The organism is Micromonospora sp. NPDC049175, from assembly GCF_043197345.1.
Lineage (GTDB): Bacteria > Actinomycetota > Actinomycetes > Mycobacteriales > Micromonosporaceae > Micromonospora.
This window is the reverse complement of sequence record NZ_JBICSY010000004.1, coordinates 545722-570068: the sequence shown is the minus strand read 5'-3', so window position 1 is coordinate 570068 and position 24347 is coordinate 545722. Positions and strand designations below refer to the sequence as shown.

Annotated in this window: 24 protein-coding genes; 13 read left to right on the top strand and 11 right to left on the bottom strand. The window is 71.7% G+C overall.

The features are described from left to right. Positions 1 to 103: 103 nt before the first annotated feature. Genes ACGFH8_RS19605 through ACGFH8_RS19590 form a run of 4 tightly spaced genes read left to right on the top strand, consistent with a single transcriptional unit; the run spans position 104 to position 3980 of the window. A complete protein-coding gene (locus tag ACGFH8_RS19605) occupies positions 104 to 1498 on the top strand; it encodes an ABC transporter substrate-binding protein (RefSeq protein ID WP_393368791.1) in 1395 nt (464 codons plus the stop codon). Further along, positions 1495 to 2454 carry a carbohydrate ABC transporter permease gene (locus ACGFH8_RS19600; RefSeq protein ID WP_393368788.1) on the top strand — a complete coding sequence of 320 codons (960 nt, stop codon included), beginning with the start codon at positions 1495 to 1497 and terminating at the stop codon, positions 2452 to 2454. Before ACGFH8_RS19605 ends, ACGFH8_RS19600 begins: the two co-directional genes overlap by 4 nt. Next, the gene (locus ACGFH8_RS19595; protein ID WP_393368786.1) at positions 2454 to 3320 is read left to right on the top strand and encodes a carbohydrate ABC transporter permease; all 867 of its coding nucleotides are present in this window, start codon (positions 2454 to 2456) and stop codon (positions 3318 to 3320) included. Before ACGFH8_RS19600 ends, ACGFH8_RS19595 begins: the two co-directional genes overlap by 1 nt. Positions 3321 to 3374: 54 nt before the next feature. Then, positions 3375 to 3980 (top strand): class I SAM-dependent methyltransferase, encoded by a 606-nt coding sequence (locus tag ACGFH8_RS19590; RefSeq protein WP_393368784.1) that lies wholly within the window; start codon positions 3375 to 3377, stop codon positions 3978 to 3980. 52 nt (positions 3981 to 4032) lie between these two features. Here the strand turns inward: ACGFH8_RS19590 and eccB are convergent, their stop codons facing one another. Then, a complete protein-coding gene (gene eccB, locus ACGFH8_RS19585; RefSeq protein ID WP_393368781.1) occupies positions 4033 to 5409 on the bottom strand; it encodes a type VII secretion protein EccB in 1377 nt (458 codons plus the stop codon). Positions 5410 to 5534: 125 nt separating this feature from the next. Here eccB and ACGFH8_RS19580 point away from each other — a divergent pair, with 125 nt between their 5' ends. Both ACGFH8_RS19580 and ACGFH8_RS19575 read left to right on the top strand, forming a co-directional pair. Beyond that, positions 5535 to 6254, top strand: a complete 720-nt coding sequence (locus ACGFH8_RS19580) for a spermidine synthase (protein WP_393368778.1) — start codon at positions 5535 to 5537, stop codon at positions 6252 to 6254. A 129-nt stretch (positions 6255 to 6383) separates the two neighbouring features. Further along, the gene (locus ACGFH8_RS19575) at positions 6384 to 6560 is read left to right on the top strand and encodes a hypothetical protein (protein WP_204945194.1); all 177 of its coding nucleotides are present in this window, start codon (positions 6384 to 6386) and stop codon (positions 6558 to 6560) included. Between the two features lie 12 nt (positions 6561 to 6572). Here the strand turns inward: ACGFH8_RS19575 and ACGFH8_RS19570 are convergent, their stop codons facing one another. Continuing rightward, positions 6573 to 8375: an acyl-CoA dehydrogenase gene (locus ACGFH8_RS19570; protein WP_393368775.1), complete on the bottom strand. Its 1803-nt coding sequence runs from the start codon at positions 8373 to 8375 to the stop codon at positions 6573 to 6575. 153 nt (positions 8376 to 8528) lie between these two features. On the opposite strand from ACGFH8_RS19570, the gene ACGFH8_RS19565 reads away from it, so the two are divergent. The 3 genes from ACGFH8_RS19565 (at position 8529) to ACGFH8_RS19555 (ending at position 10139) form a co-directional block, all read left to right on the top strand. After that, complete coding sequence (locus ACGFH8_RS19565) at positions 8529 to 8951, top strand: MmcQ/YjbR family DNA-binding protein (RefSeq protein ID WP_393368772.1); 423 nt, start codon at positions 8529 to 8531, stop codon at positions 8949 to 8951. Between the two features lie 71 nt (positions 8952 to 9022). Beyond that, entirely contained in the window at positions 9023 to 9403 is a 381-nt protein-coding gene (locus tag ACGFH8_RS19560; protein ID WP_393368770.1) for a VOC family protein, read from the top strand. Between the two features lie 40 nt (positions 9404 to 9443). Beyond that, positions 9444 to 10139: an alpha/beta fold hydrolase gene (locus ACGFH8_RS19555; RefSeq protein ID WP_393368768.1), complete on the top strand. Its 696-nt coding sequence runs from the start codon at positions 9444 to 9446 to the stop codon at positions 10137 to 10139. 71 nt (positions 10140 to 10210) lie between these two features. Here ACGFH8_RS19555 and ACGFH8_RS19550 read toward each other — a convergent pair whose 3' ends face one another. The 3 genes from ACGFH8_RS19550 to ACGFH8_RS19540 all read right to left on the bottom strand — a co-directional run bounded on the left by ACGFH8_RS19550 (position 10211) and on the right by ACGFH8_RS19540 (position 13896). Further along, positions 10211 to 11491 (bottom strand): MFS transporter, encoded by a 1281-nt coding sequence (locus ACGFH8_RS19550; RefSeq protein WP_393368765.1) that lies wholly within the window; start codon positions 11489 to 11491, stop codon positions 10211 to 10213. Beyond that, positions 11488 to 12147: an ArsR/SmtB family transcription factor gene (locus ACGFH8_RS19545; RefSeq protein WP_393368762.1), complete on the bottom strand. Its 660-nt coding sequence runs from the start codon at positions 12145 to 12147 to the stop codon at positions 11488 to 11490. Before ACGFH8_RS19545 ends, ACGFH8_RS19550 begins: the two co-directional genes overlap by 4 nt. A 63-nt stretch (positions 12148 to 12210) precedes the next feature. Next, the gene (locus tag ACGFH8_RS19540) at positions 12211 to 13896 is read right to left on the bottom strand and encodes an LLM class flavin-dependent oxidoreductase (RefSeq protein ID WP_393368759.1); all 1686 of its coding nucleotides are present in this window, start codon (positions 13894 to 13896) and stop codon (positions 12211 to 12213) included. A 115-nt stretch (positions 13897 to 14011) separates the two neighbouring features. On the opposite strand from ACGFH8_RS19540, the gene ACGFH8_RS19535 reads away from it, so the two are divergent. Continuing rightward, positions 14012 to 14593, top strand: coding sequence for a MarR family winged helix-turn-helix transcriptional regulator (locus tag ACGFH8_RS19535; RefSeq protein WP_393368756.1), 582 nt, complete (start codon positions 14012 to 14014; stop codon positions 14591 to 14593). A gap of 103 nt (positions 14594 to 14696) precedes the next feature. Here the strand turns inward: ACGFH8_RS19535 and ACGFH8_RS19530 are convergent, their stop codons facing one another. From ACGFH8_RS19530 to ACGFH8_RS19520, 3 genes are all read right to left on the bottom strand, one after another. After that, the gene (locus ACGFH8_RS19530) at positions 14697 to 16205 is read right to left on the bottom strand and encodes a phosphoesterase (RefSeq protein WP_393368753.1); all 1509 of its coding nucleotides are present in this window, start codon (positions 16203 to 16205) and stop codon (positions 14697 to 14699) included. A gap of 198 nt (positions 16206 to 16403) precedes the next feature. After that, positions 16404 to 18398, bottom strand: a complete 1995-nt coding sequence (locus tag ACGFH8_RS19525) for a Xaa-Pro dipeptidyl-peptidase (protein ID WP_393368750.1) — start codon at positions 18396 to 18398, stop codon at positions 16404 to 16406. Positions 18399 to 18527: 129 nt separating this feature from the next. Beyond that, positions 18528 to 19190, bottom strand: a complete 663-nt coding sequence (locus ACGFH8_RS19520) for a hypothetical protein (protein ID WP_393368748.1) — start codon at positions 19188 to 19190, stop codon at positions 18528 to 18530. Positions 19191 to 19618: 428 nt separating this feature from the next. On the opposite strand from ACGFH8_RS19520, the gene ACGFH8_RS19515 reads away from it, so the two are divergent. Together ACGFH8_RS19515 and ACGFH8_RS19510 are read left to right on the top strand one after the other, a co-directional pair. Then, positions 19619 to 20581, top strand: a complete 963-nt coding sequence (locus ACGFH8_RS19515; RefSeq protein WP_393368745.1) for a helix-turn-helix transcriptional regulator — start codon at positions 19619 to 19621, stop codon at positions 20579 to 20581. Between the two features lie 139 nt (positions 20582 to 20720). Next, positions 20721 to 21656 carry a phosphotransferase family protein gene (locus ACGFH8_RS19510; protein ID WP_393369121.1) on the top strand — a complete coding sequence of 312 codons (936 nt, stop codon included), beginning with the start codon at positions 20721 to 20723 and terminating at the stop codon, positions 21654 to 21656. 3 nt (positions 21657 to 21659) lie between these two features. Here ACGFH8_RS19510 and ACGFH8_RS19505 read toward each other — a convergent pair whose 3' ends face one another. Next, positions 21660 to 22055: a winged helix-turn-helix transcriptional regulator gene (locus tag ACGFH8_RS19505; RefSeq protein ID WP_393369118.1), complete on the bottom strand. Its 396-nt coding sequence runs from the start codon at positions 22053 to 22055 to the stop codon at positions 21660 to 21662. A gap of 97 nt (positions 22056 to 22152) precedes the next feature. On the opposite strand from ACGFH8_RS19505, the gene ACGFH8_RS19500 reads away from it, so the two are divergent. Further along, the gene (locus ACGFH8_RS19500) at positions 22153 to 23010 is read left to right on the top strand and encodes an SDR family oxidoreductase (RefSeq protein WP_393368742.1); all 858 of its coding nucleotides are present in this window, start codon (positions 22153 to 22155) and stop codon (positions 23008 to 23010) included. 75 nt (positions 23011 to 23085) lie between these two features. Here ACGFH8_RS19500 and ACGFH8_RS19495 read toward each other — a convergent pair whose 3' ends face one another. After that, positions 23086 to 23445 carry a hypothetical protein gene (locus tag ACGFH8_RS19495; protein WP_393368740.1) on the bottom strand — a complete coding sequence of 120 codons (360 nt, stop codon included), beginning with the start codon at positions 23443 to 23445 and terminating at the stop codon, positions 23086 to 23088. A 142-nt stretch (positions 23446 to 23587) separates the two neighbouring features. Continuing rightward, a complete protein-coding gene (locus ACGFH8_RS19490) occupies positions 23588 to 24286 on the bottom strand; it encodes a TetR/AcrR family transcriptional regulator (RefSeq protein WP_393368737.1) in 699 nt (232 codons plus the stop codon). Positions 24287 to 24347 lie beyond the last annotated feature (61 nt).

Here is a 24347-nt window from a genome sequence, read left to right as displayed (position 1 = left end):
GGTAGCACTGGGCTCCAGGATAGCAAAAAATATCCATATGTCTTGTTACTGATCTATCGAACGTGTTGAATCCGTCATGTACCCTTCGAGAGGAGTGCCACCGATGTCAGCACCTCCGAGGCGGATACTCGCCACCACCCTGATCATGGCACTGACAGCGTCCACCCTGCTGGCCTGCGGCGACGACGAACCGGACAGCAACAGCAAAAAAATCACCGTCTGGAGCCTGGAAGACGTCGCCGACCGGGTCACCGCCACCAAGGCGATCATCGCCGACTTCACCGCCAAGACCGGGATCCAGGTCGACCTCGTGACCGTCAACGAGGACCAGTTCCCCTCCCTGATCGCCGCCAACGCCGCCGCCGGCGACCTGCCCGACGTGGTCGGCTCGGTCTCCCTGGCCGGCATCCGTACGCTCGCCGGCAACGAGCTGCTGCACGCATCGGCGAACGCGGAGGTCGTCGACAAGCTGGGCAAGCAGACGTTCTCCCCCCGGGCGCTGGAGCTGACCTCCGACGACGGCAAGCAGCTCTCCGTCCCCAGCGACGGGTGGGGGCAGCTGCTCGTCTACCGCAAGGACCTGTTCGCCGCCGCCGGCCTGCCCGCCCCCGACACGTACGAGCGGATCACCGACGCCGCGGCGAAACTCAACACCGGCGGCGTCGCCGGGATCACCGCGGCGACCTCCGCAAGTGACGTGTTCACCCAGCAGACCTTCGAGCACCTGGCACTCGCCAACGGCTGCCAGCTCACCGACGACTCCGGAAAGGTCACCCTCGACTCACCCCAGTGCGTCGAGGCGATCCGCTTCTACGGCGACCTGATCCGCACCAGCTCGGTGAAGGGCGCCCAGGACGTGGACACCACCCGGGCCACCTACTTCGCCGGCAAGGCGGCCATGGTCATCTGGTCGCCGTTCATCCTCGACGAGCTGGCCGGGCTGCGCAACGACGCCAAGCCGACCTGCCCACAGTGTCAGACCGACCCGGCGTTCCTCGCGAAGAACAGCGGGTTCGTCACCGCGATCAAGGGCCCGAACGGCACCGAGCCGGCACAGTACGGCGAGATCAGCTCGTGGGCGGTGCTCGACGGCGCCGTGGCCGACCCGGCCAAGTCCTTCGTGGAGTACATGCTCAGCGACGGCTACCCGCGCTGGTTCGGCATGTCCCCCGAGGGCCGCTTCCCGGTCCGCAAGGGCACCACGGCCGAGCCCGAGGCGTACCTCACCGCCTGGAACACCAGCCAGGCCGGCGTGGACGCGAAGAAGCCCCTCACCGACGTGTACGGCGAGGAGGTGCTCGCCACCCTGCGCCGCAGCCCGGACACCTTCCAGCGGTGGGGGCTCACCCAGGGGCAGGGCAAGCTGGTCGGCGCCATGCTCGGTGAGCTACCGGTGCCCAAGGCGCTGACCGACGTCTACTCCGGCAAGTCCGACGCCGCGGCTGCGGCCAGCCGGGCCAAGAAGGACGTCGAGGCCATCAAGGCGGGCGTCAATTGACCACCACCGCGCCCGAGACCGGCCGCTCCCCCAGCGGGGAGCGGCCGGGACGGGCCGCCCGCCGTCGCCCACTGACCCTGCGCCGCCGCGAATCCCGTGCCGGGCTCGCGCTCGTCGCACCGACCCTGCTCGTCACCATCGCGGTCATCGGCATTCCGATCGTGTGGACCGTGGTGCTCGCCTTCCAGCGGGTCCGGCTCGCCACGTTGCGCAAGACCGGTCTGTTCGGCGATTTCACGATGGACAACTTCGACCGGGTGCTGCACACCCCCGGCTTCGCCGAGACGCTGTGGGTCACGCTGATCTACAGCATCGGCGGCACCGTCGGCTCGATCCTGCTCGGTCTGGTGGCGGCCCTCGTGGTCCGCCGGCCGTTCCGGGGCCGCACGCTGGTCCGGGCGTCCATGCTGCTGCCGTACGTGGCGCCGGTGGTCGCGGTGACGTTCGTGTGGCAGGTGATGCTCGACCCGCAGCTCGGCATCGTCAACGCGTGGGGCCAGCGCCTGCTGGGCTGGGACACTCCGGTGCCGTTCCTGTCCCAGGAGTCGACGGCGCTGAGCACCGTCATCGCCTTCGAGGCGTGGCGATACTTCCCGTTCGCGTTCCTGTTCCTGCTGGCCCGGCTCCAGGCGGTGCCAGGTGAGTTGGAGGAGGCCGCCCGGGTCGACGGCGCGACGCCCACCCAGCGGTTCCGGCACATCCTGCTGCCGCAACTGCTGCCGGTGATCGCCCTGCTGGGCGTGCTGCGCTTCATCATGACGTTCAACAAGTTCGACGACGTCTACCTGCTCACCGGTGGCGCCGCCGGCACCGAGGTGGTCAGCGTGCGGGTGTACGAGTTCCTCACCGCCCGCACCGACATCGGCGCGGCCTCCGCGCAGGCGGTCGTGCTGGCCGTGGTGCTCATCGTGTTCGTGGTGATCTATCTGCGCTTCTTCGGACGGAGGGTGAGCTGATGGACCGGGACATGGTCGAGACGGTCAGCCTGCGCTGGCTGCGCCGCCTGGTGATCGCCGCGTTCCTGGTGGTCACCGTCTTCCCCTTCTACTACATGCTCGTGCTGTCGGTGCGCCCCATCGAGAAGTTGCTGCTCGACCCCGGCGCGCTGCTCGTCGGCTTCGGTGAGCTGACCGTCGCCACGTACGCCGAGGTCCTCAAGGCCACCGACGACGGTGGCCAGGGGTTCCTCACCTTCATCCGCAACAGTGGGCTGGTCGCGGTCGCGGCGACCGTGCTCACCCTGCTGGTGGCGATCCCCGGCGCGTACGCGGTGGCCCGGCTGCGGTTCTTCGGCCGACGGCAGGTCGACTTCCTGTTCCTGGCGGTCTACCTGTTCCCGTCGATCGTCATCGCGATCCCGCTGTTCGTGGCGTTCAGCCTCGTCGACCTGCGCGGCTCGCTGTTCGGCCTGGTGCTGGTCTACATCTCGCAGACGTTGCCGGTGTCGGTCTACATGCTGCGGAACTACTTCGAGACCATCCCGGTCAGTCTGGAGGAGTCCGCCGCCATCGACGGCGCTGGTCGACTCGGCATCATCCGCCGCGTCAGCCTGCCCCTCGCGATGCCGTCGATCATGGCGGTCGCGCTCTACGACTTCATGATCGCCTGGAACGAGTTCCTCTTCGCCCTGTTGTTCCTTATCGACAAACCCAACCGTTGGACGGTGTCGCTCGGGTTGTCCCTGCTCTCCGACGGGGTGGAGGTGCCCAAGACGGTGCTGATGGCCGGGTCGGTCGTGCTCACCCTGCCCATCGTGATCCTCTTCTTCGCCAGCGAGCGGCTGCTCACCGAGGGGCTCACCAGCGGCGCGGAGAAGGGATGACCGTCTCCCCCGGGTCACCGGCCGCGTCCCCACCGGCCCGGTTACGGTGGCCGTATGGCCAACCCGACCCGCTGGGCGACCGACACCGGCCCCGAGCACTCGCAGTGGTACATCGACAGGTTCCGGAAACTCGCGGCCGAGGGCGCGGACCTGGCCGGCGAGGCTCGACTTGTGGACACCCTTGTCGCGCCCGGCTCCCGGATTCTCGACGCCGGCAGCGGCACCGGCCGCGTCGGTGCCGCGCTGGCCCAGCGCGGCCACACGGTGGTCGGGGTGGACGCCGACCCCGCCCTGGTGGCTGCCGCCCGCGTCGACTATCCCGGCCCGACGTGGCTGGTCGCCGACCTGGCCGAGCTCGACCTGCCGGCGATGGGTGAGGCGGAGCCGTTCGACGGGGCGGTGCTGGCCGGCAACGTCCTCGCCTTCGTCGCCGTCGGCACCGAACCGGAGGTTCTGCGCCGGGTCGCCGAGCACCTGCGGCCCGACGGCGTGCTGACCGTGGGCTTCGGCACCGAGCGCGGCTACCCGCTGACCGCGTTCGACGCCGACGCGGTGGCCGCCGGGCTGCGTGTGGAGCAGCGCTTCGCCACCTGGGACCTGCGCCCGTGGCGCGACGACGCCCCGTTCGCGGTGAGCGTTCTGCGCCGCCCGGCCGACTGACACCCGGCCCGGTCGGGCGGCCCCGGCCCGGTCGGGCGGGCGGCATCGCCCCTCAGTCCGGGGCGGCGACGGCGCGGGCTGCGGCCGGGTCGAGGGTGGCGCCGGCGGGCACCAGGCTGACCAGCCCGGCGGGCAGCCGCACCGGGCGCACCTCGCGGTAGCCGAGCATCGGCAGCACCTCCCGGTCGGCCAGCACGTAGCGTCGGCCCAGGTCGGTGACCACGGACACCGCGCCGCCGGACGCGCCGGGCGCCGCGGCGGCCTCGACCACCGCGCCACGACCCGGCTCCACCACCACGTGGTCGGCCAGCACCGCGCCGCCGCCGGGCGCGGTCCGCGGTGTGGCCGCCAGGTCCCGCAGCGGTACGCCCCAGCGCACCTCGGCAACCCCGCCGTCGTCGGCGACACGGGTGCACAGGTCCCCGTCGTCGCCGGCCGCGAGCCGGGGCGGGGTCGGCGGTGGGGCGTTCGCGCCGCTCGGCGCGAGGTCGGGCACCATGGGCAGCGCGGCGAATCGGCCCAACGTCATCGGCACCGGCTCACCCTGCCCGGTGCGCGCCAGCAACAGCCCGGCCTGCAACTCGGTGATGCCGGCCACGCCGGCGTCGACGGCGACCGCGTACTGCCGGCCGCCACCGGAGTTGCTCACCAGGTAGACCGTGCCGATCGCGGCGCCCGGCACCCGGGAGGCGGGCTGACCCAGCCCGGGCAGGTCGAGCGGGGCGAGATCGCTGCCGGCGGGCAGGGAGTTGAGCAGTGCGGGCGCCACCGCCACCGCCTGCGCGCGGGTGGTGGCGAGCGCCGCCAGCACCCGGCTGGGATCGCGGACGAGGTAGCGCCGCTGGTGCCAGACCAGGTGCAGCCCGCCGTCGGGGTGCCGCAGCAGCAACGCCTCGTCGCCCAGCAGCCGGCCACCGCCGGCCTCGGTGCCGATCAGCAGCGCGGAGCGGGGCGTCTCACCTGCGGGGGCCGTCGAGCAGACCGTCCACCCCGCCGTGGCCAGCCGGCCGGGGGCGGGCAGCGAATCCGGCGCGTCGGCGATGCCCAGCGGCAGCCCGCGCGGCACGCCGTCGATCGTGCGGCGGGAGACAAGCACGGTCTTGGACCGGTCCGCGCCGACGATCAGCAGCGCGGAGGCGTAGTTGAGCACCGGGTGCAGCTTCTGCTCGCGATAGACGAACCGGGCACCGGACTCCTTCTCCACGATCACCGCACCCGGGTCGCGCCAGCCCTTGCCACCCCCGGCGAACAGGCCGTAGAGCGCGAAGCCGCCGAGCCCGATCGCCGCGACCAGGACGCTGGCGAGGCCGGCCCCGGCCAGCCGTCGAAACGGCGACTGCGCGGGGTCGGTCTCCCGCATGACCAGAGCGGCGACCGCCCGCTGAACGCTGAACTGGTACGAGTGCAGCTGGTCCTGCCGCGACGGCATGGGGTCCCTTCCGGTGGATCGGCCGGGCACAGAATAAGCGTTGCGTCGATGTCTCGGGACCCTGCGTGTCCGGCACGGGGCAACCGGTACCATCCGGGGACGAATCCGGCGGCGAGAGGGCACCCGTGGGCGCGCGTTTCGAGGAGCTGGCCTGGCGGGAGACCCCGATCGGCGCGATCAGCCTGCGCCGACGCCGGGATCCGGCCCTCCAGGTCGAGGTGTACGAGGTCAAGCTCGACGACGAGTACCTGATGTCCAGCCTGTTCCCGGTCGCGGAGATCGAGCTGGCCCGGCTGGGCCTCGCCGAGGTGGCCGGTGACTCGCTCGACGTGGTGGTCGGCGGTCTCGGGCTGGGCTACACCGCCTGCGCGGCGCTCGGCGACCCACGGGTGCGTTCGCTGCTGGTGGTCGAGGCGATCGAGGACGTGATCGACTGGCACCGTCGGGGTCTGCTGCCGTTCGCGGCGGGGCTCGCCGAGGACCCGCGGACCCGGTTCGTGCAGGCCGACTTCTTCGCGGCGGTGGCCGGCACCACCGGGTTCGACGCCGACGTGCCCGGGCGGCGGTTCGACGCCGTGCTGCTCGACGTCGACCACTCCCCGCGCAACGTCCTGCACCCCAGCCACGCGGCGTTCTACCCGCCGGCCGGGCTGCGTCGGCTGGCCGCCCTGCTGCGCCCCGAGGGGGTCTTCGCGCTCTGGTCGGACGACCCGCCGGACGCCGAGTTCACCGCGGCGCTCACCGAGGTGTTCCCGAGCGTACGGGCGCACGTCGTGCCGTTCGCGAACCCGCTCACCGGCGGTGAGTCCGCCAACACGGTCTACGTGGCGCGCGCCGAAGGCTGAGCCGGCCGGACGGACCCCGAGTCGATCGGAAGTAGCGCGTCTCACCTCACGCGGGCATGGTGGCGGCCGGATCGGGAAAGGTGACCCCGTGCCCGCCGCACCAGGCGCGGCCGGTTACCGGAGGTGGACATGCGTGCACTGCTCTGGGTCGTCGGCGTGGTCGCCGGCGTGCTGATCCTGCTCGGGCTGATCCTCGAGGCCGTCCGCTGGCTGATCATCATCGGTCTGATCGCACTGGTGATCGTGATCATCCTGGGTGTGGTCAAGGGGCGGCAGGCGATGCAGCACCAGAGCCGCCGACGCTGACAGTCGGCACGCTCAGAACCAGTCCGGGCTCATGTCGAGGGTCGTCCGGTCCCGGCTGTCCAGCAGGTCGAACTGCGGGCCGGTGCGGGGCAACTCGACGCGGAAGAAGTAGCGCGCGGCCTGGCGCTTGCCGGCGTGGAACGCGTCGCCGGCCTCCTCCGGCGGCAGCGCCAGCACCTGCTCCAACCACATCCACGCGATCACGACGTGCCCCACCGCCTCCAGGTAGGCGGTGGCGTTGGCCAGCGCGAGCACCGGGTCGCCGTCGGCCCACAGCCGACGGGTGACCGCGGTCGTCCGGTCCACCGCGGCGGCCAGCCGGTCCGCCAGGTCGGCCACCTCGCCGCCGACCTTTCGGCCCCGCTCGACGGTGTCGCCGATCGTCGCGGTCAGCTCGGCGAGGCCGGCGCCGCCCCGCATGGTCATCTTGCGGCCCAGCAGGTCCAACGCCTGGATGCCGTGGGTGCCCTCGTGGATCGGGTTGAGCCGGTTGTCCCGGTAGTGCTGCTCCACGTCGTGATCGCGGGTGTAACCGGCGCCTCCGAGCACCTGGATCGCCAGGTTGTTGGCATGTAGGCACCACTGCGACGGCCAGCTCTTGGTGATCGGGGTGAGCACGTCCAGCAGCAGGTGCGCGCGCTCGCGGTCCGGCTCGGCGGGGGCGGTCTGCTGCTCGTCGAGCAGCCGGGCGCAGTAGAGCACAAGCGCCAGCGCGCCCTCCACGTAGCTCTTCTGCGCCAGCAGCATCCGTCGTACGTCGGGGTGGTCGATGATCGGCACCTGCGCCGTCGCCGGGTCCTTCGCACCGACCGGACGGCCCTGCGGCCGCTCCCTGGCGTACGCCAGGCTCTTGAGATAGCCGGTGTAACCCAGCGCGGTGGCGCCGGCCCCGACCCCGATCCGGGCCTCGTTCATCATGTGGAACATCTGGGCCAGGCCCTGATGCGGCGCGCCGACCAGGTGGCCGACCGCGCCCGCGCGACCGCCCGGGGTGTGCCCGCCGTCGCCGAAGTTGAGCAGGGTGTTCGTGGTTCCCCGGAAACCCATCTTGTGGTTGAGCCCGGCCAACACGACGTCGTTGCGCTCGCCGAGTGACCCGTCCGGGCCGACGAGCACCTTGGGCACGATGAACAGCGAGATGCCCTTCACGCCGGCCGGGCCGCCGGGGATCCGCGCCAGCACCAGGTGGACGATGTTCTCGGCCAGCTCGTGATCGCCACCGGAGATCCACATCTTGGTGCCGAAGAGCCGGTAGGTACCGTCCGCCTGAGGCTCGGCCCGGGTGGTGATGTCGGCGAGTGAGCTGCCGGCGTGCGGCTCGGACAGGCACATGGTGCCGAAGAACCGGCCGTCGAGCATGGGCCGGACGTAGGTGTCCACCTGCTCGGCACTGCCGTGTGCCAGCAGCAGGTTGGCGTTGCCCAGGGTGAGGAACGGGTACGCCGAGGTGGCCACGTTTGCCGCCTGGAACCAGGTGAAGCACGCCGCCGCGACGGCGTGCGGCAGTTGCAGACCACCGACCGAGGCGTCCAGCCCGGCGGTGAGCAGGCCCGTCTCGGCGAAACTGTCGAGCGCCGCGCGGACCTGCGGGAGAAGCCGCACCCGCTGCCCGTCGAAGGTGGGCTCGGCGAGGTCGGCGGCGCGGTTGTGCGGGGCGAACTGCTCGGTGGCCACCCGCTCGGCGAGGTCCAGGGCGTCGTCGAAGGTCTCCCGGGAGTGCTCGGCGTAGCGGGGACGCTCGACGAGTTGGCACACCCCCAACCAGTCGTGCAACAGGAAGTCGAGATCTCGGCGGGAGAGCAGGGTGGATGGCACGGCACTCCTCAGGGGCACGGGGGTGGGTCGAGCCTGGACGACGGCCCAGGGTCGCCACGGCCCATCCTGGCGGATCGACGGGGCGCGCACCACCGGGCCGGGCGGGGGTCGACGAGCGGAACGTGTCACACCGGCCGACTAGGGTCGCTGCTCGTGACCGAACCCGGAGACGTCCCGCCCGAGGTCCTCGGCCGGCTGCGGCCGATCTGCCTGGGGCTGCCGGAGACCTACGAGGAGCCCGCCTGGGTGGGGACCCGTTGGCGGATCCGCAAGCGGACCATCGCCCACGTGCTCACCGTCGACCCCGATCGCCAGCCGCTCCTCGCCCGGGCCGCCGCACTCGACGAGCCCGCCTGCCTGCTGATCTTCCGGTCGCCACTCGACGAGATCGCCGGTCTCCTCGCCACGGGGCACCCCTTCTACAAACCGGACTGGAGCCCGAACGTGCTGGGCATGATCCTGGACGGGCAGACCGACTGGGAGGAGGTGGGCGAGTTGCTCACCGAGAGCTACCGCATCATGGCCCCGAAGCGGCTCGCCGCCCAGGTCGGGCCCCCGACGCCGCCGGTCGGCTGAGCGCCGGGAGCATCCCTCTGTCCCGGCACTGGGCCACGACTGAGCGCACACCCGCCGATATGCTGCCTCGCATGCACCGGAGCCGCGTCTACGCCCTGCTGATCGATGCCCCCGAGGCGGAGGCCGCGCAGGCGGCGGAGTTCTGGTCGGCGGCGCTCGGCGTCAGCACCCGGTCCGATCCGACGGAGCCGCAGTTCGTCGGCCTGCACGAGGCGCTGCCGGGGCTGGTCACGGCCGTGCAGGCGGTGGACGACGCGCCGCGCTACCACCTCGACATCGAGACCGACGACGTGTCGGCCGAGACGGCCCGCCTGATCGACCTGGGCGCCACCGAGGTGTCGCGGTGGTTGGAGTGTCGGATCCTGCGGGCCCCCGGTGGGCATCTCCTGTGCGTGCTGCCGGTGGCGAGCGCACCGGAGGTCTTCGCGGCGCAGGCCCGCACGTGGCCCTGAACCGCCAGACTGTCACAGGGTGGCGCTAGGGTCCCGCCCCATGGCTGATTTCGTGTTGGTGGCAGGGGCGTGGCTGGGGTCGTGGGCATGGGACGAGGTCGTGCCGCCACTGCGTGCCGCCGGGCACGACACCTACCCGTTGACCCTCTCGGGTCTCGCCGAGCGGCAGGGCGTGACCGCTGGCCAGCAGACCCACGTGCGGGACATCGTCGACGAGGTCGAGCGGCGCGACCTGCGCGATGTGGTGCTGGTCGGGCACAGCTACTCGGGCATCCCGGCGGGTCAGGCCGCCGAGCGGATCGGCGACCGGCTGACCAGGGTGGTCTTCGTCGACTCGGAGGTGCCTGTCGACGGCGGGTCGTTCGCGTCCGGTTGGTGGCAGGGGCAGGCGGCGTTCGAGACGCTGATCGCCGACAACGGCGGCTACTGGCCGCCGCTCGCCGCGGCCGACTTCGACGGTCAGGGGCTCACCGACGAGCAGGTCACCCGCCTGATCGAGGGCTCCACGCCGCACCCGGGTGCCACGCTGAGCGAGCCGGCCGTGCTGACCCGGCCGTTGGGCGAGCTTCCGGCGACGTACGTCAAATGCCTGCTCGACGGGCCCGAGCCCAACGACACCGTGGCCAAGCTGCTGACCAGCGACACGTGGCGACTGGCCACGATGGCCACCGGCCACTGGCCGATGATCTCCCAGCCCACCGAGTTGGCCGGACTGCTGCTGGCGGAAACCAGCTGACCGGCCCGCCACGCCCAACGACCGCCGCGGCGCTTGCGCATCCGGGCCACGGCGAGCCACCCCGGGCCACATCAGGCCGTCTGGTCGTCCAGGGTCCTGATGTGGCGCACCGGTGACGCGAGCAGCCACAGCACGGCCAGCACACCACCGAGGCCGGCGACGACCAGAGTGGGTCGCAGCCCGATGGTGGTGCCCAACGCGCCACCGACGAGCGCGCCGAGCGGTCGGACGCCGTAGTTGACCGCGCTGTAGGCACCGGCGCGGCGTCCGCGCGCGTCGTCGGGCGTCACCGCGGTGAGGAGGGCGTTGAGGTTGACGTCCATCAGCATCACCCCGACGCTGGAGACCGCCTCGATGGCCGCCAGCGTGGCCACCTTCGTCCAGGTCGGCCCGGACACCAGGGCGGTCAGCGCCAGTGGCGCGGGAAAGAGCACCGCGCCGATCATCGCGGTACGACCCAGCCCGATGGCACGCGAGATCCGTGGCGCGAGCGCCGCCCCCGCGAGTCCACCGACTGCCCCGAATCCGAGGGCGATGCCGATCGCGCCGGCCGAGAGGTCGAGTTCGCGACTGGCGTAGAGCACCAGCAGGGCGCTCGCGATGAAGGTGAAGAAGTTGACCGTGCTGGTGCAACCGAGGGCGGCCCGCAGCACGGGGTGCCGCAGCACCAGCACGAGCCCCTCGCGGATCAGGCCGAGGGTGGACGTGTGGCGCGGCGGCGGAGGCGGTTCGGTCACCGGGATGCGGCGCAGCAGCAGCGCGGAGCCGAGGAAGGACACCGCGTCGACGACGATCGCGGCCGGCGCGCTCAGCGCCTGCACCAGTCCGCCGCCGACGGCCGGCCCGGCGAGGAACGACAGTGACCGGCTCATGCTCAGCTTGCTCGTCGCGTCCACGTACGCCGATCGCGGCACCAGGGCCACGAAGAACGCCTGCCGGGCCATGGCGAACAGCACCGCCGAGGCGCCGGTGAGCAGCGCCACCAGGTAGAGCTGGGTCAGGGTGACCGCGCCGAACAGATAGGCCACCGGCAGGCTGAACAGCACCGCGGCGCGGACCAGGTCCGCGATGATCAGGAGCCGCCGCTTGTGGGTGCGCTGGTCCACCCAGGCGCCGAGGAACAGGCCCAGCAGGTTGGGCAGCCAGATCAACGCGGTGAGGACGCTTACCTGCACGGGCGTCGCGGTGAGCAGGGTGACGGCGATCAGTGGCAGGGCCAGTTCGCTGATCCGATCACCGAAATCGGAGATCGTCTGACCGATCCAGAAGGTGCGGAACCGCCTGTCGCGAAGCAGGGCCGGCGGGGGCACCGCGTCGGTGGCGCACACGGTCTCGGCGCCGGTGGCGTTCACGACGCGGCCGGGCCGTCGCTGGTTTCGGCCGGGCCGTCGCCGACCCCGGACGGGGGGTCGTCCGTTTCGGCCGGGGCGTCGTCGCCGGGCTCGGGCAGGAGGTAGCGCAGCATCCGGACGATCCGCGCGCCGTCCGGGGACGACTCCTCCTTGCGCCGCACGTACGGAGCGATCAGCTCTTCGATCGACTCCTCAAGCTGCCGCAACTCGTCGGCGGTGGCCACGAACCGGGTGTCGGCCATGCCGGCCAGAGCGCGCCACTCGGGGTCCAGCCGGGGCTCCTCGCGCAGCAGCCACTGCTGGGGCGCGTCGGCGTTGCGGGCGAACATCTCGCCGCGCAGCTGTTGGCCGGCGGACTGCCCCTCGGCGCTGTCCGGCACGGTGAATCGGAATCCCCGGGCGACGGCCTGCCACCAGCGTTCCCGCTTGCTGGTGGCGCCGTCCCAGTCGGTGACCAGACCGAACGTCGCGAGGTGCCGCAGGTGCCAGCTGACCACCGACGGTGTGGCGCCGACGTGCGGCGACAGCCCGGTCGCGGTGGCCGGGCCGTGCCGCTGCAGGTGTTCGAGGATCGCCAGCCGCACCGGATGGGCCAGCGCCCGCAACGCCTGGGGCTCGCTGATCTCGAAATCCCCGTACGGATTCTTGAGAGACATGTTTCGAAAGTAGTCTCTCACGTTGGCTCCGGCAACCCCGAGCCGCGCGCGACCGCCCGGCGATCAGGCGATGCCCAGCCGCGCCAACGGCTCCACCAGCTCCCGCTCCTCGTAGCTCAGGTGCGACAGCAGGGCGTCGGTCAGCAGGTCCACCGCCGCCCGCAACTCGGCGAGACCGTCCGGAGACCCGACGTACGCGACAAGCGCCCGGTCGACGCCCTCCAGCACGTCGTGGATGACGTGGTGCTCCTGCTCCAGCCGGTCGACGACCGGGCCGAGTCGGGGGTCCCGCGCCCGCAACCGAGGAAAGAACGACTGATCCTCGATGGTGTGGTGGGTGGTGACGATCCGGCAGTACGACTCGCAGTAGACGCCGAGCGTCCAGCGGTTCTGTCGCATCGTCATGGTGTTGATGTGGGACCGGGCCGCGCCGGCGTCGATCTCACCGGCCGCCACCTGCTCGATCAGATCGTGAATCTGGGCCAGCTCGCCACGCAGGCCGTCGTGGACCTGCACCAGGTGCGCTCCGGTGGCCTGCTCGTGCGGGGTGTACGTGCGGTCCGGGTCGGGCGCGGGCCCGGTCGGCCGGGTCGACTCGTCCCAGACCTGCTGGTCGCTGCGCCGCACGCCGTCGTCAGGGGTCGGCACCACGGCGAACGCGCCACCGGTCACCGTCGCGCGGCTCGGCCGCACCCCCGGCTGCGACGCACGTCCGGCGCCGGGCTCCGACGCACGTCCCGCCCCGGGCTGCGGCGAACGTCCCGGCTCCGGCGCACGCTCCGGCTCCAGCGCACGCCCCGACCCCGACTGCGACGCACGCTCCGATTCCGACTGCCGCGCAGGCTCCGGCTTCGTACCACGATCACGCTCGGCCGCGACCAGCTCGCGTACCGCCGGAGCCACCTCACCGGCGAACCGGCGCAGGTCGTCGGGGTCGTCGCTGCCGAGGATAAAGGCGCTGACGCCCTCCCCCAGCGCCAGCTCGGCCAGCTCCCGCGCCCACTGCTCGGCGGGCCCGTTCAGTGGCCCGCGCCCGGCGGCCGAGAACTCCCCGGAGATGTTGAGCAGCCGGCGCACGTCCCGCGGTGACCGGTCGGCCTTCCGCGCGGCGTCGTCGATTGTCGCGTTGCCCCTGGTCAGGTCGCCCGGCTGGAGATAGCTCAGCGACGGCAGCCAGCCGTCGGCCCGGCGACCGGTGAGCTGGAGCATCCGGGGCTTGTACGCGCCCAACCAGATCGGCACCGCGTGCGCCGGCGCCGGCCCGCGCTTGGCGCCTCGCACCCGGTAGAACTCGCCGTCGACACGTACGCCGCCACGCGCCTCGGCGTCCCAGACCTGGCGGATGACCTCGATGGCCTCCGCCAACGCGCGTACGCCCTGGCCGGGGGTGAGGCGTCGGCCGCCCATCGCCTCGATGGCGTCCCAGAACGCTCCCGCGCCGAGACCGAGACCGACCCGGCCGCCGCTGAGCAGGTCGAGGCTGGCCACGCTGCGGGCGAGCACCGCCGGCGGGCGCAGCGGCAGGTTCGTCACGTTGGCCGCCACGTGCACGCGGCTGGTCCGGGCCGCGACGAAGCTCAGCAGGGTCCAGGTGTCGAGGAACGCGGGCTGGTACGGGTGGTCCTGGAAGGTGACCAGGTCCAGCCCGACCTGCTCGGTCAGGACGGCGAGGTCGACCGTACGGGTCGGGTTGTCACCGCTGGGGGTGACGAACGATCCGAAGACCAGGTCATGGCCGTAGTCGCTCATCTGCGAGCCTCCCGATGTCACGCGACGCCCCGATCGAAGCGTCATGACCAGAACCTTATGTCAGACAGAACATCTGCTGCCAACAAGGTCTTCGTCACTGCGCTATTGTCGGGGGATGACGGGTGCCCCGCACTGGCCGGACCGGCCCGATCCGCTCGACGACGACCTGGGCTGGATGCTCGGGATCGTCTTCCGTGGCTATGTCCGGGTGGCCGAGCACACGCTCACCGACTTTCCCGGCGGCCCACGCGGCTACCAGGTGCTCACCGCCGCGATCACCGGGCCGGCCCGAAACCAGGGTGCGATCGCGGAGGAGCTGGGCATCGACCGCACCGTCCTGACGTACCTGATCGACGACCTGGAACGGCCCGGGTTCGTCGCCCGTCGGGCGGACCCGGCAGACCGGCGTAACCGGCTCGTCGACGTCACCGACGTCGGCCGCGCCGCCTGGGAGCAACGGCGTCTGGCGCTGCGGCAGGTCGAGTCGCGCCTGTTGGGCACGCTCACGCCGGCCGAGTCGGCGACGCTGCGGGCACTGCTCCAGCGGGTCGCCTGCTCCGTTCAGGCGACGGACCCGCTGCGGGACCTCTGCGAGGTGGTGTCGCAGGTGCAACCCACGCCGCACCAGACCGACGCCCCGGCCGGCCGCGGCGGGCGGAGCGCCGCCCCCCGAAGCCGTCGCCGCGCCACCGACTGACCCCGGCGACGGCCGCCGGGCAGAAACGCGACGCGGGCCCGCCCGGCACCCCGACGAGGTACGTCGAGCGCGGCCGGACGGACCCGCTGGATGGCGCGTGGGATCAGCGCACGTGCACGAACACCGGGTTCGAGTAGAACCACAGGTCGTCCCACGGGCTCTCCAGCCCGTCGGCGAGCGGCTCGGCCTCGTCGGTGCTGGTGCCCCGCACCCGCGCGTAGGTGTCGGCCTCGACGTTGCGCAGCGTGTGCCGGATGACGTAGTCCTGGCCCTGCCGACGCCAGTCGCGCGGGCCGAACCGGGCCACCACCTTCGTGGTGGGGTTGGTGTCGGCGTCCAGGCTGGCGCTCGGGCCGGTGATCTGGCCGACGATCAGGTCGACCCGACGAACCTCGGGACGGTCCCCGTTCCCGTTCACGCCGCCCAACGGACGGAACGTGATCTCGATCTCGACATCGGTACGGCTGCGACGGCTGACCGTGATGGTCTCGCCCACCTCGGCGGTCTTGCCCTGGGATTTGGCGGTGACGTCGAGACTGCGGATCAGGTCGCCGGTGGTGACCCAGATCCGGCCGTTGCGCAGACCGTCCATGATGTCGCCGTAATCCTGGCGGGCGTGGACGTAGGTCTTGCTGTACTCGCCCGGCCAGAAGTCGGAGCCGCCGCGGGTCCAGTGCACGTGCGAGTCCGACGTCGCGGTGATCCACCAGCGCCGCCCCTCACCGAGCAGCGAGTCCCACAACCCGCCGACCCGGGCGGTCATCTGGTCGAAGCCGCCGTAGGTGGGGTGGTTGCCGTAACCGCCGCGCTTGCCACCGTTGAGGGGGCCGGCCTGGTGCCCGGGCGCGCCCTCGAAGCCGATGTAGACGTCCGGAGCGGCGTTGTTGCCGTTGCGGAACTCCCGCGGGGTGTCCTGGCCGTAGACGCCGAGCCCGGGCGCCGAGCGGGACGCGTGGTGGGCGATCACCAGCGGCTTGTGCGGCATCCCCCGGGCGACCTTGAGGAACTCCACCATCTTGGCCTCTGTGTCCCGGGCCGGGTCGGTGGGGAACGCGTCGTACTTGGCGAACCGGCTCTCCAGCTCGAAGAGTTGCTTCGCCTCGTCGTCGTGGCGCGGGATCATCAGCGTGTGGTGGTCCAGCGAGGGCGCGTCGAACTCCATCCCCCAGAACTGGAGCACCTCGGGGACCAGCTTGCGGGAACGCAACAGGTCGGGGTACGCCTGCTCGATGTTCACCTTGGAGTGGGTCGGTCCACCGTGGTCGGTGCACATCGCCCAGGTCAGACCGAAGTGCTTCGCCATGATGGCGTTGGTGACGATCGGGTAGACCGCGTCCGCGCCCTTGTGGAAGACGATCGGGCTCTTCGTGGTGTCGAACTCGCCGCTGTACTCCGAGTGGACGTGGTGGTCGCCAGCGCGCCACACACGGTTCTTGGAGTTGCCCCGGTCGCCCGCGTCGTCGCCCGGCCGACGATCCTCGTCAGCCCACGCCGCGCTGGCGCCGACCAGCGGGCTGGCCGCGGCCAGCGTCGCGCCGACGCCCGCGTACTTGACCAGCTTGCGCCGGGACAGCTGCGCGTGTTCGGTCTCTTCGGGTTGCTTGTCTCGCACTGCGGGCCTCTCCTCGATCAAGCGAATTGCTCTTTCGATCAAGAAGCCTCGAAGAACGTCGTGAACATCCGTCGTACGGAGAGCGGGTCCACGATGAACACCCAGGCCTGACCTGCCAAAAGACCTGTCGACGATAGCAGCGGGTCACCTGTCGACCGCAGGGCGTTCCGGTCCGGGCCGGCGGCCTGGACGGGACCGTCAGGGCACCTGCCGGGTGTCGTGGGGCGTCCGCGCGGCCGACGGGCCGGTCGGCGCGGTCACCACCGGCGGTGCGACGTCGACGGCGGGCAGCACGGCACGACCGGTGACCGGAAGGACAAGCGTGCTGCGACCGAGGTCGACCCGGACGGTGGCGTCCCGGTCGGCGGCCTCGGTGAACTGCGGGTCGCTCTGGCCGAGGACCAGCCCGAGCACGTGCCCGGCGGGCACCACCGCGTCGTACGCGTTCAACGGGACCGTCACCGTGTACCAGCGGTCCGGTCGCAGCGGCGTGGTGAACCGCAGCGAGCGGTGGTGCGCGGCGTCGAGCCATCCCCGGGTCAGCACGGCGTGGTCGGAGACGGCGGTGACCTCCTCGGTGTCCCGGTAACAGGCGTCGTCGACGTCGGTGGAGGCGCCCCAGCAGGACTCGGTGTCAAGTGTCCGCACTCCCCCCGCACCGTCGAGCAGGATCCGTTCGGCGGTCCCGTAGTCGACGAGGCGGGCGGTCAGCTCGGTGGTGGGCCGATCCACGCGGATCCGCAGCCGCACCGACGGGCTGCCGGAGATCCGCAGCGCGGTGGGCAGCGCGGCGGAGAGGAAGACCAACCGGCCGGCGGTCGCCGTGTTCGGGGTCGCGACCAACTCGTCCTCGAACAACGACTCGTCGACGTACTCCTGCTCCTGACCCGGCCGCGCGCCGCGCCCGCCGAGCGTCCCGGTCACACCGTCACCGGCGCCGAGGGCCACCCGCACGTCCCGGGTGCCGGGAGCGGGCCAGTCGCGCTGCGTCGTCCACGTGCCCGGCGCGGTCTCCAGGTCGACCCGCGGCTCGTCCATCACCCCGTTGCGCAGCCCCTGCAACCAGTAGTCGAACCAGCGGTGCAGGGCGGCCACCCACTCGGCGCGTCGAACGTCGAACGGGTCCTGGTGACCGGTCTGGTGCAGCCAGAGCTTGCGGGGCACACCCTGCTCGGCCAACTCCTGCCACCAGCGGCCGAACTGGTTGGTCGTGACGTTCAGATCGTTGAGGCCGTGTGCCAGGAAGACGCTGGCCCGGACCCGGTCGGCCGAGGGCCGGTAGTCCCGCCGCGCCCAGAACCCGTTGTAGTCGCCGGTCTCCTCGGCGCTGTCCGCCCGCAGCCGTGCCAACACCTGCGCGCAGGCCTCCTCGGGGCGGCCGTTGACGACGGAGTGCAGATAGCCGGGATAGTCGGTGGCGACAAGCGTCCCCCGGTAGCGCATGTAGTCGTACCAGCTGGAGATCGCCGAGATCGGCACGATTGTGGCCAGCCCCGGCACGCCGGTGGCGGCGACCCCGTTGGCGACCGAGCCGTCCCACGACTTGCCGATCATCCCGACCCGCCCGGTGCTCCAGGCGGCGCTGACCGGCCGCCCGGCGGCGTCGTACGCGCGGGCCCGCCCGTTGAGCCAGTCGATCACCGCGGTGGCGCTGCCCACCTCGGCGGGACCGCCGACGTCCTCGCAGCCGGTCGACCGGGCGGTGCCCGCCAGGTCCACGGCGGCGAAGGCGTACCCGCGCGGGACGAAGTAGTTGTCGTAGAAGAGCGGGACCTTGGCGATCACGCCGGCCGCGTCGTACGTCTTCAGCTCGCCCTCGTTGCCCCGACCACAGCAGAGGTAGTAGGGCGAGGCGTCCATGATGACCGGCACGCGTACGCCCGCGTTGGCGGCCTCCCGGGGCCGGACGAGGTCCACCGCCACCCGGTCTGGCACGCCGTCACCGTCGCTGTCGGCGCGGGTCTGGACCCAGACGCTCTCCCGGATGGCGTCGGCATAGGAGTAGACGGGGACTGTCTGGTCGCCCACCACGTGCGGCGGGAGCGGGCGGTGCCGCGCCGCCGTCTCGACCGCGGGAACGGGTGTCGGGCCCGAGGCGACCGCCGACGCGGCGGGCAGTGCCGCCACCAGCAGGCCGGCCAGGACACCGGCGACCCCTGCGGGGGCACCGGCGGACAGCGGTGCGAACCTCATCGATGTCCTCCCAGGGAGCGACACACGTAACACGTTCCATCGAATCGATGTGTGTCTAGCTTAGTGCCCGCGGCGGGCCCCGGTGCCGGACAAACAGTCCTCGGACGACCGCGCGGGCTGACGCACTGCTCAGATCCGGGCGCGGGGCAGCCAACCGAGGAATCGGAGCCGGACCCGGGGCAGCGGCACGGCGGGCAGATCCTGGGCGGCGGCCACGAGGCAGGAGCCCAGATAGACCGCGAGGGCGGTGCGCGCTCCGCCGAACTCGGCGAGCAGCTGGCTCTGCTTCGTGGCGCAGGGCCACTCGCGACCACATCCGGTGCAGGTCCAGCTCGGTGGGTTGGGCAGGTGCTCCGGCAGTTTCGCGCGGCGGTACCGGCCGACGACGCTGTTGTCCGCGCGTACGTCGCGGCGGCGCGGCATCGGGCGCCCGTTGCGGGGTGCGCTCGGCCGGGCCCCCGGCAGGTAACGCCCGACGGTGCCGAGCAGCACCCCCACCCGGATCAGGGCGTCCGGCCCGACGTGGTGGGCCAGCAGAGCGGTCATCAGGTAGTGCCCCAGCAGGTCGAACGCCTCGCGGGTCAGACCGAGGTCACGGCAGAGGTCGACGAAGCCCGGCGTGGTCAGCGGCACACGGTTGTCGAGCGCGCGGCGCAGCACCTCGCGCAGGTCGGCCCCGAGTCGCTGCACGACGTCGCTCTCACCCAGCCCCAGGCTGTCCTCGTCCACCACCCGGGCCAGCGCCTCCGCCACGGCCAGTCGAACGACGCGGTCCGGATCAGTACTGTCCAAGGCGCACCCCTCTCGTCGGCGGGTCACCCGGCGGCGGCCCGATCGCCAGCGACGCCGGGGAATCATGAACAAGATTTCGCTGTCGCCCGCGACGATGGCTAGGACAGTGGACGCAGAACCCGCGGACGGGCTAGTCGGAAAGCGAAGTCGACAGGCCGACACACTGCGGTGATTGGTAGGACGACTGACGGTGATTGTCGTATGGTGACATTCCCATCTACGGATATTGTGTCCACTTAGCTTCTCGCCGACCAGCCAGTCACGACGCCACCTCGACCGGTCGCTGCCGTCCCGCTCGCGACGTTCCACCTCACTGCACCGCCGGCCACCGCCATGCCGAGTCACCGCCGAACACCTCGGCACGTTGCGACCTGGCCGCCGGCACCAGCTCACCTCCCGGCGGCACCTCCACCGGACGGAGACAGCGGATGACGTCAGCACCACTGCAGACCCGACACTTCGACAGCCGCGACCCGGTGGCCATCCACGAGTTCCTGTCCGCGACGTACGACCCGAAACTGCGCCTGGACAGCAGGAACCGGTTCCGGCTCACACATCAGCGCGTCGACGCCGGCCCCTTCGCCATCGCGACCACCCGGCAGACCGGGCACCTCGACATCGGCGCCAGCACCCTCGACGGGCTGGTCCTCGGGAGCACCCGCACCGCCCGCGTCGATCGCGTCTGCGCCGGATCGGTCAACCGGTTCGACCCCGGCGACGTCTTCCTCGTCACCAAGCCGGAGGAGGCCTGCTCCGTACGCTGGCATCCCGGCGAGGTGGAGCTCTGCGTGCTGGATCTGGCGGTGCTGGAGCAGGTGGCCACCGCCGCGCCGGCCCGGCGACCCGGTCGGATCCGATTCACCGACCTGGGTCCCGCCGACGAGGCCCTGGCCCGACAGTGGCGCACCACCACGAGCTTCGTCAGCGACGTCGTCCTGAACAACCCGACCGTCAGCGCGCAACCGCTGGTGATCGGCAACGCCGCGCGGATGCTCGCCGCGGCGGCGCTCGCGGTCTTTCCGAACACCGCGTTCACCGAGCCGACCGCAGCCGACCGACACGACGCCAGCACCGCCACGTTGCGACGGGCGATTGGTTTCATGGAGGACCACGCCGACCGGGACATCAGCGCGGCCGACATCGCCGCTGCCGCGGGCGTCTCGCTGCGGGCGGTGCAACTGGCCTTCCGCCGTCATCGCGGCACCACCCCGATGGCGTACCTGCGGCGGATCCGGCTCGCCCGGGCACACCACGACCTGCTGCGCGCCGACCCGCGCCAGGAGACCGTCTCGGCGATCGCCAGTCGGTGGGGGTTCGCCAGCCACAGCAGGTTCACGGCCCGGTACCACGCCAGCTACGGCGTGCCGCCCCGCGAGACGCTCCATGCCTGAGACGGGCACGGGCCAGCCCGACGGGTACGGGACGCCGGTCCCCGGTGGACCGGAGAGCCCCGTCCCGGCGACGACACCCAGGGACGAGGCGGCTGTCGAGCGGCGCCGCTTCCTCCAGCGCGACGATGTACGCGACCTGGTGGCGGATCAGTTGGGCAGCGCCCGCAGACTCACCACCGTGGACCGGCTCACCGGTGGCAGCAAGAAGGGTGTCTACCGACTTCGACTGGACGATCACGCGAGCGTGATTCTCTATGTGTGGGCGGCTGACGAGAACTTCTGGCCCGCGTCGCCGACCGTCCCGGACGACCCGTTCACCGACGCGTCGGGCGCGGACCTGTTCGTCATCAGTCACGCGGCCCTGACCGCCGCGGGCGTACGGGTCCCGCGGCTGCTGATGCTCGATCGGGGCGGCCGCTATCTCCCCTCCGACATCGCGCTCGTCGAGGACGTCGGGGACGTGACCCTGGAAGCGCTGATGGCCCGCGACCCGGTCGCAGCCGCCGCTCCGCTGTCCGCGCTCGGTGACTCCTTGCGCCGCATGCACACCACGCTCGGCTCGCACTACGGCAAACTCGCGGCCATCAGCGGCGGCGAGGCGGCCCAGACGCGATGCGCGGAGGACGTCGTCGCGGACCGAGCACTCGGCCATCTCGACGCGGTGGCGACCCGCGACGCGCGACTCGCGGACGCCCACGACCGGGTGGTCGCCCATGTGCGTCACCTGCGCGGCGCGGTTACCGCACGACAGGTGTACGGGCTGGTGCACGGTGAACTGGGGCCCGATCACGTTTTCGTCACCCCTGCCAACGAACCCGCCCTGATCGACATCGAGGGCCTGACGTACTTCGACGTCGAGTGGGAGCACGCCTGGCTCCGGCTGCGCTTCGGCGACGCGTACCCGGCGCTGCGCCCCGTCGACCTCGACCCGCACCGGCTCGAGTTCTACCGGTACGCGCAGGTGTTGTCCCTGATCGAGGGCCCGCTGCGGATCGCGGAGACGGACTTCCCCAACCGGCAGTGGATGCTCGACCTCGCCGAGCGGAACATCGCCAAAGCACTCGCCCCGCTCTGACGGCTAGGCCCGGTCGCGCTCGTGGGTGTCGCGGGCCGTCTGCACCTCGGGCACCGAGGCTTCCAGCAGGTCGGCGAGGCCGCGCAACTGCTCGGCGACCCGAGCGCCGAGGGGGGTCAGCGAGTATTCGACGCGCGGTGGGATCGCGGTGAGCACCTCGCGGGTAAGCATTCCGTCGCGTTCGAGGGTCTGCAGGGTCTGGGAGAGCATTCGCTCGCTGATGCCGTCGATGCGGCGACGCAGCGCGTTGAACCGGTAGCGGCTCTCACCGAGCGCCAGCAGGGCGAGCGAGGCCCACTTCGAGGTGACGTCCTCGAAGGCGGCGCGGGAGGTGCACCCCCGCGCGAAGACATCGCTGACGAATTCCTGGGTAGGCCCCGCCGGGTCCTGGGCCGGCATGTCGTTCACCTCACCAGCCTACCCGACGGTTACCTATCAGCTCGTGCTGTAGATTCGTAAGTGCTGGCAAATCGTCACCGTCCAACCGGAGGTTCCCATGCCCACCTATGCCGTCACCGGCGCCACCGGCCGGCTGGGCCGCCTCGTGATCGAGCAGTTGCTCGACTCCGGCGTACCCGCCGCCGAGATCGCCGCCATCGTCCGCAGTCCGGAGAAGGCCGCCGACCTGGCCGCGCGCGGGGTCGAGATCCGCCAGGCCACCTACGACGACCCGTCGACGCTGCCCGGCGCCGTGGCCGGCGTACGCCGCCTGCTGCTCATCTCCGGCGACACTCCCGGTCAGCGCGTCGCACAGCACACCGCGGTCATCGAGGCGGCCACGCTCGCCGGGGTCGAACGCCTGATCTACACGAGCATCCTGAAGGCCGACACCACCACGAACCCGCTCGCCCCAGAGCACAGGGCCACCGAGGAGGTCCTCGCCTCGTCGGGTCTGACCCACACCGTGTTGCGCAACAGCTGGTACATCGAGAACTACACCGACCAACTGCCGCAGTACCTGCAGACCGGCACGATCCTCGGCGCCAGCGGGGGCAGCAAGATCTCCGCCGCGACCCGGGCGGACTACGCGGGCGCCGCCGTCGCGGCGCTGACCCGCCCCCAGGACGGTAACGCCGTCTACGAACTGGGCGGGACCGCGTTCACCTTCGACGAGTTGGCCGAGGCCGTCACGGAGGTCACCGGCACGACGGTCGTCCACCGGGACCTGTCGGCCGCCGAGCTGGCCTCGACCCTGGAGAACGTGGGGCTCGACGCCGGCACCGCCGGGTTCGTCGCCGCACTCGACCACTCGATCGCCCTCGGTGAGCTGGCGACCGACAGCGACGACCTGAGCCGGCTGCTCGGCCGGCCGAGCACCCCGCTGCGCGACGCCGTCCGGGCCGCGCGGGCCTGACCCTGGCCACCACGCGGGGTGATGTCGGGCGGGCGACGGGGCACACTCCCCCGTCGCCCGCCCGGCGTACGGCGTCTACTCCGCCTCGTCCTCCTGGTCGGCGAGCTCGGCCAACACGTCGGCGGCGTCGCGATTGCCCGCGTCGGCGAGCCGTCGAAGTTCACCGACGTCGGCCCGCTCCGCCGCCACCTCGACGAGTTGGTCGACCGCGTCCCGGTCGCCCCGATCGGCGAGACGCCGCAGCTCGTCCATGTCGCCGAGTTCGCTGGCGAGCTCGACGAGTTGCGCCGCCGCGTCGGCGTTGCCGCTCTCCGCGAGCTGGCGCAGCTCCGCCAGGTCACCCCGTTCGCCGGCAAGCTCGACGAGCTGGTCGATCGCGTCCCGGTCACCGCCGGCGGCCCGTTCCCGCAGGTCGGCAAGATCAGAATCTGCCATCGCACACCTCTCACCAGCGCACGTGCGACCTTCTCGTCGCCCGTCGGCGCTCACCGACCGGTCTCGCCACCACCGAAAACCTAGACCAGTAGGGACCGCGTCGGGGAACGGAACGGTCGACCCCACCTCGGCGCCAGCCCGGTCAGCCCGCCTCGGACGGCTCGGCGAGCAGCAGACCGCTCAGCAGACCGCGCAGGGCCCGCTCGAAGAGATCCGTTCGGGGCGCGGGCGCGGGGGGCTGGCGGAACGCCGCGACCAGGTGCGGGTACGCCGCGAGGTCGGCACCGGCGAAGCTGAACGCCCCGGAGGCGGCCTCGCTGCGGGCGAAGAGGGTCACCACGCCGTTCATCATCGCGATCGCCTCGAACTTCGCGGTGACAACTGCCGGCACCGGCTCCAGGATCCGAATGCAGTTGTCGAACCAGGCCAGGCTCTCGGGGCCGATGCCGGAGGTCCGGTGACTCACCTCGATCAGCCACGGGTGCGCACGGTGCAGAGCCAACTGCCGGCGGCCCAACAGCAGCATCGAGTCCAGCCAGTCTCCCTGGGCCTCCGGATAGGGCCGCAACTCCCCCACGACCCGGTCGGTCATCAGGTCCAGGAGATCGTCGCGCGACGACAGGTAGCGGTAGAGGGATCCCGCGCCGGTGCCGAGCGCGCCGGCGACAGCACGCATCGACACCGCGGCAAGCCCTTCGCTGTCGGCCAGGGCGATGGCGGCCACGACGATGGCGTCCCGGCTGTGCGCCGGGGCGGGGCCGCGGCTGCCGCGTTCGGGCCTGCCCCAGATCGGCTGCCGAGCGGAGTCGCCGTCGCCGGCTCCGGTGGATGCGTCGCTCACTGATCTACTGTAAACTGCAAACGTCGTTCGCAGTTGTTGTCGTGGCAGAAGGGTGGACGAT

What these genes read in the sequence shown, in the direction of transcription:
- ACGFH8_RS19540 (WP_393368759.1), bottom strand. Translation starts at nt 13,896, where the DNA reads ATGAGCGACTACGGCCATGACCTGGTCTTCGGATCGTTCGTCACCCCC.
- ACGFH8_RS19500 (WP_393368742.1), top strand. Translation starts at nt 22,153, where the DNA reads ATGCCCACCTATGCCGTCACCGGCGCCACCGGCCGGCTGGGCCGCCTC.
- ACGFH8_RS19505 (WP_393369118.1), bottom strand. Translation starts at nt 22,055, where the DNA reads ATGCCGGCCCAGGACCCGGCGGGGCCTACCCAGGAATTCGTCAGCGAT.
- ACGFH8_RS19515 (WP_393368745.1), top strand. Translation starts at nt 19,619, where the DNA reads ATGACGTCAGCACCACTGCAGACCCGACACTTCGACAGCCGCGACCCG.
- ACGFH8_RS19495 (WP_393368740.1), bottom strand. Translation starts at nt 23,445, where the DNA reads ATGGCAGATTCTGATCTTGCCGACCTGCGGGAACGGGCCGCCGGCGGT.
- ACGFH8_RS19590 (WP_393368784.1), top strand. Translation starts at nt 3,375, where the DNA reads ATGGCCAACCCGACCCGCTGGGCGACCGACACCGGCCCCGAGCACTCG.
- ACGFH8_RS19560 (WP_393368770.1), top strand. Translation starts at nt 9,023, where the DNA reads ATGCACCGGAGCCGCGTCTACGCCCTGCTGATCGATGCCCCCGAGGCG.
- eccB (WP_393368781.1), bottom strand. Translation starts at nt 5,409, where the DNA reads ATGCCGTCGCGGCAGGACCAGCTGCACTCGTACCAGTTCAGCGTTCAG.
- ACGFH8_RS19605 (WP_393368791.1), top strand. Translation starts at nt 104, where the DNA reads ATGTCAGCACCTCCGAGGCGGATACTCGCCACCACCCTGATCATGGCA.
- ACGFH8_RS19525 (WP_393368750.1), bottom strand. Translation starts at nt 18,398, where the DNA reads ATGAGGTTCGCACCGCTGTCCGCCGGTGCCCCCGCAGGGGTCGCCGGT.
- ACGFH8_RS19555 (WP_393368768.1), top strand. Translation starts at nt 9,444, where the DNA reads ATGGCTGATTTCGTGTTGGTGGCAGGGGCGTGGCTGGGGTCGTGGGCA.
- ACGFH8_RS19595 (WP_393368786.1), top strand. Translation starts at nt 2,454, where the DNA reads ATGGACCGGGACATGGTCGAGACGGTCAGCCTGCGCTGGCTGCGCCGC.
- ACGFH8_RS19535 (WP_393368756.1), top strand. Translation starts at nt 14,012, where the DNA reads ATGACGGGTGCCCCGCACTGGCCGGACCGGCCCGATCCGCTCGACGAC.
- ACGFH8_RS19575 (WP_204945194.1), top strand. Translation starts at nt 6,384, where the DNA reads ATGCGTGCACTGCTCTGGGTCGTCGGCGTGGTCGCCGGCGTGCTGATC.
- ACGFH8_RS19545 (WP_393368762.1), bottom strand. Translation starts at nt 12,147, where the DNA reads ATGTCTCTCAAGAATCCGTACGGGGATTTCGAGATCAGCGAGCCCCAG.